Source organism: Parageobacillus sp. VR-IP (genome assembly GCF_013357975.1).
In the GTDB taxonomy this organism is placed as follows: Bacteria; Bacillota; Bacilli; order Bacillales; family Anoxybacillaceae; genus Saccharococcus; species Saccharococcus caldoxylosilyticus.
In genome coordinates, this window is record NZ_JABVYQ010000001.1 from 106815 (window position 1) to 119384 (window position 12570).

Consider the following 12570-nt stretch of genomic DNA (forward strand, 5'->3'; position numbering starts at 1 on the left):
AGGTTGGCGAAAGGAATCGTTCATTATGAAGTCGGCGAGCAAGTCGATGTGTATTTGCTCATTAAATCGGTGACAAAAGGAATCGCCAGTAATGGGAAACCGTTTTTAACGCTGATTTTGCAAGACAAAACAGGAGATATTGAAGCAAAACTATGGGATGTATCGCCGGAAGCGGAAAGCGTCTACGTGCCGGAAAGCATTGTCAAAGTATTTGGCGACATTCATAATTACCGCGGCAAAATGCAGCTAAGAATTCGCTCCATTCGTCCTGCCCATGAAGGAGATGCTGTCCGCGTTTCCGATTTTCTCGAAACGGCGCCAATGAAACGGGAAGACATGATGGAAAAAATTACAGAATACATATTTGCGATGCAAAATCCAAATATCCAGCGGATTACGCGCTATTTATTAAAAAAGTATGAACAGAAATTTTTTGACTATCCCGCGGCGACAAAAAACCATCATGAATTTATTTCCGGCTTGGCATACCACGTTGTTTCGATGCTCGAATTGGCCAAAGCGCTTGCGAATTTATATCCGTCGCTGAATAAAGATTTGTTGTATGCCGGCGTGATTTTGCACGATCTCGGCAAAGTGATCGAGCTGTCCGGACCGGTGTCGGCGTCGTATACACTGGAAGGCAATTTGCTTGGCCATATTTCGATTATGGTAAGCGAAATTAGCAAAGCGGCCGAGCATCTTGACATTCGCGGCGAAGAAGTTGTTGTGCTGCAGCATATGGTGCTTTCCCATCACGGAAAAGCGGAATGGGGCAGCCCGAAGCCGCCGATGGTAAAGGAAGCGGAAATTTTGCATTACATCGACAATTTGGATGCGAAAATGAACATGATTGACCGCGCTCTGGAAAAAGTGAAGCCTGGCGAGTTTACGGAACGCATTTTTGCTCTTGATAACCGTTCGTTTTATAAACCGATTTTTTCTTCTGTTTCAAACGAGGAAAAAAAGGGTAATGATAAGTAGTCCCGAACAAAGAAGGATTGCTTATGATGGAGCCGATTATCGAATTGGTGAAAGAGGCAGAATATGAAGGTAAAAAGAGGAATTGAAGCAGTTGCGGAAAGAACAGCAGGCAAAGAAAAATAGAGAAAAGCAAAAAGATAAATAGCCACTGCGTTGTCCCAAAGGGAAAGAGGCGGAAAACTCCGTCTCTTTCTTTATGCATATCCCGCCTTTTCCTTGCGTATAGTTTAGTAAGACAAGCAAAACACGGAACGATGGAACGCTTTAAAGCAGGCAAGGAGGGGGATATATGCTTAGCAGCTTGCCATGGTGGATTTATTTAGTTGTGGCTGGCATCATTTTTAGCGGCTATATGACGGTAAGAACGGCAGCGCAAGAGCGCGAAATCGATCAAGCGTTTATCGAAAAAGAAGGGGAAATTTATATGGAGCGCATCCGCAAAGAGCGGGAGCGGCGCCAGCAGGCGAAGTCCTTGTAATAAGCAAGGACTTTTATTTTTTTTTCAAAATTCCCTTTATTTTTTTCAATTTCGTGCTAGGATAATATAATAATAACTATTACACACTAAAGAGATAAAGCGGGGGATAAGACATGAAGCGAGCCTATAATTTCAACGCCGGACCTTCCGCACTGCCGCTTCCGGTGTTAGAGCGGGCGCAGTCCGAGCTTCTTAACTTCCAAAACACGGGAATGTCGGTGATGGAGCTGAGCCACCGCAGCAAAGAATATGAAGTGGTGCATAATAGCGCGAAGGAGCGGCTGAAGCGGCTGATGAACATTCCGGATACCCATGACGTCTTGTTTTTGCAAGGTGGAGCGAGCCTGCAGTTTTCGATGGTGCCGATGAATTTCCTGTCCAAAGGGAAAATCGGCAATTACGTATTGACCGGATCATGGTCGGAAAAGGCGCTCAAAGAAGCGAAAAAAGTCGGACCAACGCATATCGCCGCCTCGAGCAAAGAAGCGAATTACACGTATATTCCGAAGTTCGAAGACATTCAGCTTTCCGAAGATGCGGCGTATTTACATATTACCTCGAACAATACGATTTTCGGCACGCAGTGGCGTGAATTTCCAAATGTGCCGGTCGACCTTGTCGCCGATATGTCGAGTGATATTTTAAGCCGCGAGATCAACGTCGGACAGTTTGCTTTAATTTATGCCGGAGCGCAAAAAAATCTTGGTCCGTCCGGCGTAACGGTCGTCATTATCCGCAATGACTTATTAGGGCGCATTCCAGACAACTTGCCGACGATGCTTGATTACCGCACTTACAGCCAAAGCAATTCATTGTACAATACACCGCCGACGTTTGCGATTTACATGCTTTCGCTCGTGCTCGAATGGGTCGAAGCAGAGGGAGGTGTGAAAGCGATTGAAGCGCGCAATCAAGAAAAAGCGGCCATTGTATATGCGGCGATAGATGCCAGCAATGGCTTTTACGCGCCGCATGCCAAGAAGGAAAGCCGTTCGCTCATGAATGTGACGTTTACATTGCCGAATGAAGAATTGACGAAGAAGTTTTTGGAGGAAGCGAAAGAAAAAGGGTTTGTTGGACTGGCGGGACACCGCTCGGTCGGCGGCTGCCGCGCTTCGATTTACAACGCCGTTCCGTTGGAAGCGTGCGAGGCATTGGCAGCATTTATGGATGATTTCCGCCGTCGTTTTGCCTGAAAATTTCCACTTAACTTTTACACTGCAAAGTGATATAATAATAGAAAATTCTCGCCATATGTGCAAAAGGCACGAGAAAGAGGAGACTAGAAAAGAAGAGATGAGGAGAGATGAGTATGAATACAAGAATATTAGTTTCTTTGGCGCTGTTAGTGGGAATCGGGGCAGTATTGCATGCCGTCATTCCGGGAATTTTCTTCGGAATGAAGCCGGATATGATGTTAACGATGATGTTTTTGGCGATTTTATTGTTCCCGGATGTGAAAGCGGTGGGGCTTGTCGGAATCGTGACTGGAATTATTTCTGCGTTGACCACCAATTTTCCAGGGGGACAAATTCCAAATATCGTCGATAAGATTATTACCGCCTTTGTCGTGTTCGTCATTGCCTTAGCGGTGAAAAAATATAGTCAAACCGTTGTTTCCGCGGCGGTGCTGACGGCGATGGGAACGGTGGTTTCCGGCACGGTTTTTCTGACGGCCGCGCTGCTATTGGTCGGGTTGCCGGGTGGTGCCGCATTTTCCACTTTATTCCTAACCGTTGTTCTGCCGGCGGCCGTGATTAATACGATTGTGATGGTGATTATCTACCCAATTGCGTCGTCGATTCTCAAACGGATGAACATAACAGCGCACGTGTAAATGGTAAAAAACCCGATCATCATCTTGGTCGGGTTTTTTGCTATCACACCTTATACGTATCGGAGAAGCCAAGCGGTGATAAAGAAAAAAAACGCTATTCCAATATAAATGAAGGCGCGCTGTTTTAGGAGATTTTTCGGCGGGTACATTTTTGTTTTTGCTAATGAAAGAAGAGTATTTATGAAAAGGCAGAAAAATAGGAAGCTCATGATAAAAAAAAATGACTGCACATATATCATTGCATTCTCCTCCTGTATTCACTATATGCTCACGCTTTTGTGACTATGAACATGCATAAATTATCATAAAAGTAAAAAAATAGACATTTTTATCTTTATTACTTTTTATTTTACTGATATAATAGAAAGTAAAAAATACGGTGAGGGAAGAGTGGGTGGAACGATGAAAGCGACAGAGCAACATTATTCCATAAAAGAGGCGATGCTATTTAGCCAACGGATTGCACAGTTAAGCAAGGCGCTTTGGAAATCGATTGAAAAGGACTGGCAGCAATGGATTAAACCGTTTGATTTAAACATTAATGAGCATCATATTTTATGGATCGCCTATCATTTTAAAGGGGCATCGATTTCAGAAATCGCTAAATTTGGCGTCATGCATGTTTCCACAGCGTTTAATTTTTCAAAAAAGTTAGAAGAGAGAGGCTTGCTTTCCTTTTCGAAAAAGCAGGACGACAAGCGCAATACGTATATTGAGCTGACGAAAAAAGGGGAAGAAGTGTTGCTAAAGTTAATGGAAACGTATGACCCAACGAAAAATGCCGTGTTTAATGGAGCCTTGCCGCTGCGCGAACTGTATGGAAAGTTTCCAGAAATTTTAGAAATGATGTGTATTATTCGCAACATTTACGGCGATGATTTTATGGAAATTTTTGAAAGAGCATTTGAAAATATTAAAAAAGACTTTATTGAGCAGGACGGAAAGCTGGTAAAACGAAATGCAAAAGCGGAAGAGAAAGAAAAAGAGCTGACAGGCCAATCTAACTAATTGTTTTCATTAATTTTTTCAACTCGGTCATTAGCGGAACGAACATTTGCTGCTCAAGAAGAGCGTCCACAGTCTGCTCAAGCGGAAGGCTTGGATGGAGCATCCCGGCAAATTGAACAAGAAGCGGGGTGAACACCATCAGCCCTTCCGCTTTTTGTTTTTCATATTCCTTGCTTAACTGTTCGCAAAGGGCAAGCACCTCATCTACTTCTTCTTTTGTTAAATTGGCTTTGATAACAAGATAATAAAACGGTTTTTTTGTTTCATCGACCATTTCCATTAACAATGAGCGATGAAATTCCAGTTTGGCGATCCGTTCCTCCAGCGTTCCCATATATGTACCCCTTTTGTTTCACATAATGGCAAGTTGTTACGTATATTTTACCGAATTTACGAAAATCAACCAATCAAAAAGTTTTTATGTCAGAAAGATTTTACCGTAAAAAAGCATATTGATTTATAGTATGAAACATTGTAAAGTAAAAATCATGAATATGTTTGCCATGAATAAGGAGGGGAACTGGTTTGGCGCTTTACTTTATACCCCTTGCCGTGATTATTTTGTTTCTTATTAACCAACTAACATCCAGTCTTTGTACGCAAAGGCAGATCCCGGAGGAAAAACAGCCGAGCATCTTTCGAACAATTAATGTCCTTATTACTATTTTATTAATTTCTTCTTATTTTGAGGTGCTATTTACATAAAAAAAGCTGACAGCTTGCGCCGCTGCCAGCTTTTTTGTAGATGTTGCCCGGCATTAGAATAAACATGCGCATCCAACGATAATCAATAAAATAAACAACACAACAATTAACGCAAAGCCTCCTGCATAAGGTGCGCCCATCATAACACCTCCTTTCAAAAAGGAGCGGTTCCGCCTGGATGCTTCACCATCATCATATGACAGACAAACACACATGTATGGGCGGATAACTAAAAGGAAAAAGGTTTTTTTCTTTCCTGAAAATATGTTATAGTTATTGTTGTAATTTTTTTTGTAAAAAAAATGGTGTAGGGGTTGTGAAACAAATGAGAAAATGGATGGTTGCGGCAGCTGTCGCCTCCGTTTTTGCCCTATCGGCGTGCAATAACGGTGGCTCGGAAGTGATTGTAAAAACGAAGGATGGCAATATTACGAAAGAAGAATTTTACAATGAGATGAAGGCTCGCGTTGGCAAAGAAGTGATTCGCGATCTTATCGATGAAAAAGTGTTAAGCAAAAAATACAAAGTCACGGACAAAGAAATCGACAAACAAATCGAAAACTTAAAAGAAGCATACGGAACGCAATACGATTTAGCCGTCCAGCAAAATGGTGAAAAAGCGATTCGCGAGATGGTGAAACTGGATTTGCTGCGGCAAAAAGCGGCAATGGAAGATATTAAAGTGACGGAGAAAGAATTAAAGGAATATTATAATAGCTATAAACCGAAAATTCGCGCCAGCCATATTTTAGTGAAAGACGAAAAAACGGCAAAAGAAATTAAAGCAAAGCTCGATAAAGGGGAGGACTTTGCGAAGCTGGCGAAACAATATTCGCAAGATCCTGGTTCGGCCACAAATGGCGGCGATTTAGGATGGTTTGGGCCAGGGAAAATGGTGAAAGAATTTGAAGATGCGGCTTATAAGCTAAAAGTAGGGCAAGTGAGCGATCCGGTGAAAACAGACTACGGCTATCACATTATTAAAGTGACCGCCAAAGAGAAGAAAAAGCCGTTTAACGAAATGAAAGATGAAATTGAATTTGAAGTAAAGCAAAGAAAATTGGACCCGACGAAAGTACAATCAAAAGTAGAAAAACTGGTAAAAGATGCAAAAGTGGAGATTGAAGATAAAGATTTGCAAGATGTGTTAAAATAACGGCCAAAAACAACGAAGGAAGCGGGAGGTAGACCGCTTCCTTTTGTTTAGGACAATCCTTTTTGAATGGTTGACGCAATCGTTTGCAAATCGTCAAACGTATAGTCGCTGGCATGGGATTTCCATACAGCGCCAAAACCGTCGCCTTTGCCGTAGCGCGGGATGAGATGGACATGGTAGTGAAAGACTGTCTGCCCTGCTTGTTCCCCATTGTTGTTCAGCAAATTTAGGCCAATCGGGACGAATTGTTTCTTAATCGCATTGGCGATTTTCGGAACGACGGTAAAAACGTGGCTTGCTACGTCTGGAGTGAGTTCAAAAATATTTTCTTTATGTACTTTTGGAATAACAAGAGTATGACCTTTTGTTACTTGGCTGATATCGAGAAACGCCAGCACATGTTCATCTTCATATACTTTTGCCGCAGGGATGTCGCCGTTTACAATTTTGCAGAAAATGCAATCGCTCACTGGAAAAGCCACCTTTCCTATTTTTTCTTCCATTTTACCATAAAAAAAGCGGGATGTAATCGCAAGATTACATCCCGACTGTGAAAAGGGGCGAGGATTTGCATTAATCAAAATGGCGTTTGATGAACACCCCATTTGCAAGAAATTGGTTAAAGGGTGAGCTTTCCTTTGTTCAAGATGACCATCCCCTTGTTGGTTGCATAGAGGTTCGTTGCTTCACAGCAATGGCAAGATGGTCCTGTCTTTCGCAAACACCCCAATTATTATTAAAGGAGTTTTGCGCAGCTTCACTTTTTACAACGGTGTTACTTGGACAAATGTGTCTTTCGTGAACACCTCATTTCAAAGTGGATGATTCACCAAATCCTTTTTGGTTTATTCCTCATCCCCTCTTCGCTAATTATCATGCCCAGGGTGGGACAATATATGCGAAAGAGAGAATAGATAATTTTTGGAAAAACATGAACCGCTTTGGTACAATGAAAGCGGAACTGACAATTCAGGATGGAAAGGAAGCGGACGATGTCGCTTTTAGAGGTGCAGCATTTATATGGAGGATATACAAAGCAAAACGTGCTCGAAGACGTATCGTTTACCGTCGAACGCGGTGAGATCGTCGGCTTAATCGGCTTAAACGGCGCAGGAAAAAGCACGACGATTAAGCACATTATCGGACTGATGGAGCCGCGAAAAGGGATAATTACGATTAACGGCCAAACGTTTTCCGAACATCCGGAAACATACCGCTCTCAATTTACTTATATTCCGGAAACACCGGTTTTATATGAGGAATTGACGCTTGAAGAACATTTGCGCCTAACCGCCATGGCTTACGGACTCGACAAGGCGGAATATGAACGGCGCCTGCCTGCGCTGTTGAAAGAATTTCGTATGGAAAAAAAGCTGAAATGGTTTCCCGCCCATTTTTCCAAAGGGATGAAACAAAAAGTGATGATCATGTGCGCGTTTTTAGTGGAGCCGCCCCTTTACATTATTGATGAGCCGTTTCTTGGCTTAGATCCGCTCGCCATTCATGCATTGCTCGAGCAAATGCAGCGAATGAAACAGAAAGGAGCAGGCATTTTAATGTCAACGCACATTTTAGCAACGGCGGAAAGATATTGCGACTCGTTTGTCATTTTGCATAATGGAAAAATCAAAGCAAAAGGGACGCTCGAGGAAATGCGTGATCAATTTGGTTCAAAAGCGGGAACGTTGGATGAATTATATATTGAATTAACAAAGGAAGAAAGCGTATGATGGACGGAAAGCAGTTGTGGAGAGACCGGCTTGGACAGGAAATGCGAAACATGCGGCGGTATTTGCGCTATATGCTGAATGATCATTTATTGTTCGTATTGTTGATCGCTCTAGGAGGAGGAGCGCTTGCCTACCATCGTTGGGTGCAAACACTGCCGCAGACATTTCCTTACGCCATGGTGGCGGCAGTCATCTTTTCCTTTGCCTTGACTTTTGGTTCGATACGTACGTTATTTCGGGAAGCGGATATCGTGTTTTTGCTGCCGGCGGAAATAAAGCTTCGTCCCTATATACAGCGGGCTTTTGTCATGAATTTTGTTTTGCAGGGATATGGCCTGCTTTTGCTTTTATTGGTGGCAGCGCCGCTTCATCTTCGCTTTTCCCCCGTTTCTTTATGGCTGTTTTTTCTCGTATTGCTTATTTTAAAAGGATGGAATTTATGGATCAACTGGAAAGGAAATTATTTTATTGAACCGTCCTTTCATCGCCTTAGCATGACGGTCCGTTTTGGCATGAATGTCCTTTTTCTTTACTTTTTGCTTGTCAGTGCTTCTGTTCTGTTTTTGATCGCTCTAACGGTGCTCGCCATTAGCGTCACCGCTTATTTGCAACAGGCAACAAAGCAAAAAGGTTGGAAATGGGAGCGAATTATCGCACAGGAAGCAAAAGCGGTGCGCGCATTTTACCGTGTCGCTAATTGGTTTACCGATGTTCCGCAATGGAAAGAAGACGTGAAACGGCGGCGCTGGCTGGATTTTATCGTCAAGATGATTCCGTATGGGCAACAAAATACGTTTCTTTATTTGTATGTGAGAACATGGATCCGTACCGGTGGATATTTGGGTCTGTATATCCGCTTAACCATTATTGGCTGCCTATTGCTTTACATTATTCCAAACGAATACGGAAAAATGGCGGCGGCGTTTTTCTTCCTTTACATAACTGGCTTTCAATTATTCGCCTTGCTCGATCATCATCGGGCCATCTTATGGATGCGGCTGTACCCGCTTGCGAAGCGGCTGCAAGTTCAAGCGGTGTGCCGACTTCTCTTTTTGCTATTGATGGTGCAAAACTGTGTATTCCATTTGTTTTTAACTTGGATGGCCATCCGCCCGCTTTGGATTGCATCATGGATAGCGGGAAATATGTTCAATTATTGGCTCATATTTTATTATTTTGTGAAACGCCATCATCGGGAGGGAAAACGATGAACAAAATGTATATCACGACGGGAACGAAAGACTATTTACAACAGCTGAAAAATAGTCATCCAGATGAAACGATGCTGCTGCTTGAGGGAGAAGAGGATGCGGTGTTGCTTCATGAAACGGCGGGGGAAACCGTGTTCCAGGAACCGCGCGCATATGAAGTGATCGATGCCGTGGGTCCGTTGGCTGGTGCGTTTGTTGTATGCAATAACGTTCCGGTGACCGATGAAGGCCGCCCGCTTTTTGAGTACCGTTTTCAACAGCGGGCAAGGCTGATTGAGCAAGAACCGGGCTTTGCCGCTATCCGCGTGCTTCGGCCGCTCTCCAATGATACGTATATTATCATGACGCTGTGGGATGGAAAAGAACATTTTAAACGTTGGCAGCGCTCGCAAGCGTTTGTCAAGGCGCATCAGCAAGGAAAAGAAACCAAGCCGGCGGGTTTGCGGCTATTTCCACGCCCGTCTTATATAACGACATACGTAGTGGCAAAAGAAGGATAAATAATGGATTGGTGCCCTTGTATTTTGCTTGGGGCGCTTTTTTTCTATTTGTTAATGCATTCCGTTCAGCTGGGCTTCCATTCGTGCTAAATCTCTCTCCTTGTCCTTTTTTACAGCAGAATGCTTCGCATGTTTCACACCTTTCGTCCCTTTTCATATGCTGTAGTACACCAAGTTAGGTAAATGTCCCATTTACCAAGTTGGGAATACAGCAGAAAGGGGAATATCGATGGGTGTCGAGTTGACAGTGCTGCATTGGATTTACTTGGCGTTTATCGTGCTCATTATTGGGTTCATGATAGCCCGAAAAGATACATCGCTTGTCTGCATCGTCGGAATCTTTTTATTGGCGGCGACCGCAACCCATTCGCTGAGCGCGGCGATCAGTGGAGTGTTTAACAGCTTTATTTACGCGATTACGGAGCTGCTGCCGACGATTTTAGTTATTTCGATCATTGTGGCTATGAGCAAAGTGCTGACGTCAACAGGAATCAATGACGTGATGATTTCGCCGTTTACCCGATTTATTCGCACCCCGGGGTGGGCGTATTGGACGATCGGAATATTGATGATGGTCATTTCCTGGTTTTTCTGGCCATCTCCCGCGGTGGCGCTGATGGGGGCGGTGCTGCTGCCTGTCGCCATTCGCGTCGGGTTGCCGGCATTAGGAGCAGCGATGGCCATGAATCTATTTGGCCATGGCATCGCTTTATCAGGGGACTTTGTCATTCAAGGAGCGCCAAAGCTGACCGCCGATGCGGCGGGTCTGCCGGTTGCTGATGTTATTTCTGCCAGTATCCCGCTCGTATTTGTCATGGGAGTTGCCACGACGATTACCGCCTTTATCTTGCTGCGCCGCGATATGAAAAAGGGATTTTTCGCCAATGAGGAACATGAAATTGCCGTCACGGCCGATTCAGCTTTAGAAAAAACAAGACAACTGTTATCCGGGCAAGTGAAAAAAATGTTGGCGATCATCATTCCAGTTTTATTTGTCCTTGATGTTGTCACGATGTTTTATCTGCACTTGCAAGGCGGAGAAGCGACCGCTCTCATTGGTGGGACAGCGATTTTTATTTTAATTCTCATTTCTATTTTCGCCCACCGCCAAGAAAGTTTTGAAGAGATTACCAATTACTTTATCGAAGGGTTTCAGTTTGGCTTTAAAGTATTCGGACCCGTGATTCCAATCGCCGCATTTTTTTATCTTGGTGACGCGGGGTTTGTTAAAATTATTGGGGAATATTTGCCAAAGATGTCGCAAGGAATTGTCAATGATTTAGGAGTCGCGCTTGCCCATGTTGTGCCACTGAACAATGAAATCGGCGCGATGACATTAACGATTGTCGGTGCGATAACCGGTTTAGATGGCTCAGGGTTTTCCGGCATTTCCTTGGCAGGATCTGTCGCTCATTTATTTGCAACCGCCATTGGCGGCGGCGCCGCAACATTAACCGCACTTGGCCAAATTGCCGCGATTTGGGTTGGCGGCGGCACTTTAGTTCCTTGGGCGCTGATTCCGGCTGCTGCCATTTGCGGCGTCGATCCATTTGAGCTGGCGCGGCGCAATTTGATACCGGTCGCCGTCGGGCTTGTTATTACGACGATCGTTGCGATGTTTCTTATTTGACATAAATGCACGAGCTGTCCCCGTAGGAGGGGGCAGCTTTTTTGGTATAATGAATTTTGATAATACGTGGAGGAGCACATAGCCAAAAGCTTGAAGCAGACAATATATTTCGATAAAAAATAGTGCAGATAAATGGTCAATTTTTTGACAGTTTCCCTTGTTAGCTATACATTAGGAAAAGAAACTTGTATAGTTGTAATTGTAGTTTTGCTGTTAATTAAGTTTTTTAACCAGTTTGTAATGAAAACGGTAAGGATCGATCGAGGAAGTGAAGAAAGGCGGATGAAAATGGCAAAACCAATGAAAGATACATTTTTGCGCGCCTGCCGCGGCGAAAAAACGGAGTATGTTCCTGTTTGGTACATGAGGCAGGCGGGGCGCTCACAGCCGGAATACCGGGCGCTGAAGGAAAAATATTCATTGTTTGAAATTACGCATCAGCCGGAGCTTTGCGCTTACGTAACAAGGCTTCCGGTCGAACAATATGGTGTGGACGCGGCCATTTTATATAAAGATATTATGTCTCCGCTGCCGGCGATTGGCGTGGAGGTGGAAATTAAAGGAGGGATCGGGCCGGTCATTGCCAATCCGATTCGTTCGCTCGCCGACGTAGAAAAGCTTGGGGAAATCCATCCGGAAGAAGATGTGCCGTATGTATTGGAAACGATTAAACTGCTGACGACAGAGCAGTTAAGCGTGCCGCTGATCGGTTTTGCGGGCGCGCCGTTTACGCTAGCAAGCTACATGATCGAGGGAGGACCGTCGAAAAATTATCATAAAACAAAGGCGTTTATGTATGCGGAGCCAAAAGCTTGGTTTGCGCTCATGGACAAGCTGGCCGATATGACGATTCGCTATATAAAGGCGCAAATTCATGCTGGGGCGAGTGCGATTCAAATTTTTGACTCGTGGGTCGGAGCGGTCAATGTCGAGGATTACCGCACTTTTATTAAGCCAGCGATGGCGCGGATTTTTGCTGCGCTGCGCGAAGAAAACGTGCCGCTCATTATGTTTGGCGTGGGCGCAAGCCATTTAGCGCTCGAATGGAATGATCTGCCGCTCGATGTGATTGGGCTCGATTGGCGACTTTCGATTCGTGAAGCGCGTCAAAAAGGAGTGACAAAAGCGCTGCAAGGCAATTTAGATCCGGCGGTGTTGCTTGCCCCTTGGGAAGTAATTGAAAAGCGGGTGAAGCAAATTCTAGACGAAGGCATGGAGCGGCCAGGATATATTTTTAATTTAGGCCATGGCATTTTCCCGGATATTCAGCCGGAAACGCTAAAACGGCTGACGGAGTTTATTCACGACTATACAGCTGGGAAATAAAGAGGTGA

At 44.3% G+C, this 12570-nt stretch carries 16 protein-coding genes; 12 read left to right on the plus strand and 4 right to left on the minus strand.

The genetic code is table 11. The features are described 5' to 3' along the window. Nucleotides 1–3: 3 nt before the first annotated feature. The 4 genes from yhaM (at nt 4) to HT574_RS00700 (ending at nt 3296) form a co-directional block, all read left to right on the plus strand. On the plus strand, nt 4–981 hold the full coding sequence (gene yhaM, locus HT574_RS00685) for a 3'-5' exoribonuclease YhaM (protein ID WP_175243102.1): 978 nt from the start codon (nt 4–6) through the stop codon (nt 979–981). 289 nt (nt 982–1270) lie between these two features. Then, on the plus strand, nt 1271–1459 hold the full coding sequence (locus HT574_RS00690; protein WP_017436757.1) for a sporulation YhaL family protein: 189 nt from the start codon (nt 1271–1273) through the stop codon (nt 1457–1459). Nucleotides 1460–1572: 113 nt separating this feature from the next. Beyond that, nucleotides 1573–2655 (plus strand): 3-phosphoserine/phosphohydroxythreonine transaminase, encoded by a 1083-nt coding sequence (serC, locus tag HT574_RS00695; RefSeq protein WP_175243103.1) that lies wholly within the window; start codon nt 1573–1575, stop codon nt 2653–2655. A 116-nt stretch (nt 2656–2771) separates the two neighbouring features. Continuing rightward, nucleotides 2772–3296 carry a tryptophan transporter gene (locus HT574_RS00700; protein WP_175243104.1) on the plus strand — a complete coding sequence of 175 codons (525 nt, stop codon included), beginning with the start codon at nt 2772–2774 and terminating at the stop codon, nt 3294–3296. A 50-nt stretch (nt 3297–3346) separates the two neighbouring features. On the opposite strand, the gene yhzF is transcribed toward HT574_RS00700, so the two are convergent. Next, complete coding sequence (yhzF, locus tag HT574_RS20620; RefSeq protein ID WP_017436754.1) at nt 3347–3535, minus strand: membrane protein YhzF; 189 nt, start codon at nt 3533–3535, stop codon at nt 3347–3349. 163 nt (nt 3536–3698) lie between these two features. On the opposite strand from yhzF, the gene HT574_RS00705 reads away from it, so the two are divergent. After that, nucleotides 3699–4304, plus strand: coding sequence for an HTH-type transcriptional regulator Hpr (locus tag HT574_RS00705; protein ID WP_017436753.1), 606 nt, complete (start codon nt 3699–3701; stop codon nt 4302–4304). Here the strand turns inward: HT574_RS00705 and HT574_RS00710 are convergent. Further along, nucleotides 4297–4638 (minus strand): YhaI family protein, encoded by a 342-nt coding sequence (locus HT574_RS00710; RefSeq protein WP_175243105.1) that lies wholly within the window; start codon nt 4636–4638, stop codon nt 4297–4299. The two genes, HT574_RS00705 and HT574_RS00710, sit on opposite strands and share 8 nt — an antisense overlap. 191 nt (nt 4639–4829) lie before the next feature. Here HT574_RS00710 and HT574_RS19700 point away from each other — a divergent pair, with 191 nt between their 5' ends. Beyond that, nucleotides 4830–5009, plus strand: coding sequence for a hypothetical protein (locus HT574_RS19700; protein WP_042408598.1), 180 nt, complete (start codon nt 4830–4832; stop codon nt 5007–5009). Between the two features lie 53 nt (nt 5010–5062). Here HT574_RS19700 and HT574_RS00715 read toward each other — a convergent pair whose 3' ends face one another. Next, nucleotides 5063–5149, minus strand: a complete 87-nt coding sequence (locus HT574_RS00715) for a YjcZ family sporulation protein (protein ID WP_088124104.1) — start codon at nt 5147–5149, stop codon at nt 5063–5065. Between the two features lie 185 nt (nt 5150–5334). On the opposite strand from HT574_RS00715, the gene HT574_RS00720 reads away from it, so the two are divergent. After that, a complete protein-coding gene (locus HT574_RS00720) occupies nt 5335–6165 on the plus strand; it encodes a peptidylprolyl isomerase (RefSeq protein ID WP_175243106.1) in 831 nt (276 codons plus the stop codon). A 47-nt stretch (nt 6166–6212) separates the two neighbouring features. Here HT574_RS00720 and HT574_RS00725 read toward each other — a convergent pair whose 3' ends face one another. After that, on the minus strand, nt 6213–6635 hold the full coding sequence (locus tag HT574_RS00725; RefSeq protein WP_175243107.1) for an HIT family protein: 423 nt from the start codon (nt 6633–6635) through the stop codon (nt 6213–6215). Nucleotides 6636–7157: 522 nt separating this feature from the next. Between HT574_RS00725 and HT574_RS00730 the strand changes: the two genes are divergently transcribed. The 5 genes from HT574_RS00730 to hemE all read left to right on the plus strand — a co-directional run bounded on the left by HT574_RS00730 (nt 7158) and on the right by hemE (nt 12562). Continuing rightward, the gene (locus HT574_RS00730; RefSeq protein ID WP_175243108.1) at nt 7158–7895 is read left to right on the plus strand and encodes an ABC transporter ATP-binding protein; all 738 of its coding nucleotides are present in this window, start codon (nt 7158–7160) and stop codon (nt 7893–7895) included. Further along, nucleotides 7892–9106: an ABC transporter permease gene (locus HT574_RS00735; RefSeq protein WP_175243109.1), complete on the plus strand. Its 1215-nt coding sequence runs from the start codon at nt 7892–7894 to the stop codon at nt 9104–9106. The genes HT574_RS00730 and HT574_RS00735 overlap by 4 nt, the downstream gene beginning before the upstream one ends. Next, on the plus strand, nt 9103–9606 hold the full coding sequence (locus HT574_RS00740) for an antibiotic biosynthesis monooxygenase family protein (RefSeq protein ID WP_175243110.1): 504 nt from the start codon (nt 9103–9105) through the stop codon (nt 9604–9606). Before HT574_RS00735 ends, HT574_RS00740 begins: the two co-directional genes overlap by 4 nt. Nucleotides 9607–9835: 229 nt before the next feature. Continuing rightward, nucleotides 9836–11236, plus strand: a complete 1401-nt coding sequence (locus tag HT574_RS00745; RefSeq protein WP_175243111.1) for a hypothetical protein — start codon at nt 9836–9838, stop codon at nt 11234–11236. Nucleotides 11237–11524: 288 nt separating this feature from the next. Beyond that, a complete protein-coding gene (gene hemE / locus HT574_RS00750) occupies nt 11525–12562 on the plus strand; it encodes a uroporphyrinogen decarboxylase (RefSeq protein ID WP_175243112.1) in 1038 nt (345 codons plus the stop codon). The last annotated feature ends 8 nt before the right edge of the window (nt 12563–12570 follow it).

Excerpts from the sequence above, each read along its gene's own strand:
- HT574_RS00720 (WP_175243106.1), top strand. The coding sequence starts at position 5,335 with ATGAGAAAATGGATGGTTGCGGCAGCTGTCGCCTCCGTTTTTGCCCTA.
- HT574_RS00700 (WP_175243104.1), top strand. The coding sequence starts at position 2,772 with ATGAATACAAGAATATTAGTTTCTTTGGCGCTGTTAGTGGGAATCGGG.
- HT574_RS00740 (WP_175243110.1), top strand. The coding sequence starts at position 9,103 with ATGAACAAAATGTATATCACGACGGGAACGAAAGACTATTTACAACAG.
- HT574_RS00730 (WP_175243108.1), top strand. The coding sequence starts at position 7,158 with ATGTCGCTTTTAGAGGTGCAGCATTTATATGGAGGATATACAAAGCAA.
- HT574_RS00690 (WP_017436757.1), top strand. The coding sequence starts at position 1,271 with ATGCTTAGCAGCTTGCCATGGTGGATTTATTTAGTTGTGGCTGGCATC.
- HT574_RS00735 (WP_175243109.1), top strand. The coding sequence starts at position 7,892 with ATGATGGACGGAAAGCAGTTGTGGAGAGACCGGCTTGGACAGGAAATG.
- hemE (WP_175243112.1), top strand. The coding sequence starts at position 11,525 with ATGGCAAAACCAATGAAAGATACATTTTTGCGCGCCTGCCGCGGCGAA.
- yhzF (WP_017436754.1), bottom strand. The coding sequence starts at position 3,535 with ATGATATATGTGCAGTCATTTTTTTTTATCATGAGCTTCCTATTTTTC.
- HT574_RS00705 (WP_017436753.1), top strand. The coding sequence starts at position 3,699 with ATGAAAGCGACAGAGCAACATTATTCCATAAAAGAGGCGATGCTATTT.
- HT574_RS00745 (WP_175243111.1), top strand. The coding sequence starts at position 9,836 with ATGGGTGTCGAGTTGACAGTGCTGCATTGGATTTACTTGGCGTTTATC.
- serC (WP_175243103.1), top strand. The coding sequence starts at position 1,573 with ATGAAGCGAGCCTATAATTTCAACGCCGGACCTTCCGCACTGCCGCTT.
- HT574_RS00715 (WP_088124104.1), bottom strand. The coding sequence starts at position 5,149 with ATGGGCGCACCTTATGCAGGAGGCTTTGCGTTAATTGTTGTGTTGTTT.
- HT574_RS00710 (WP_175243105.1), bottom strand. The coding sequence starts at position 4,638 with ATGGGAACGCTGGAGGAACGGATCGCCAAACTGGAATTTCATCGCTCA.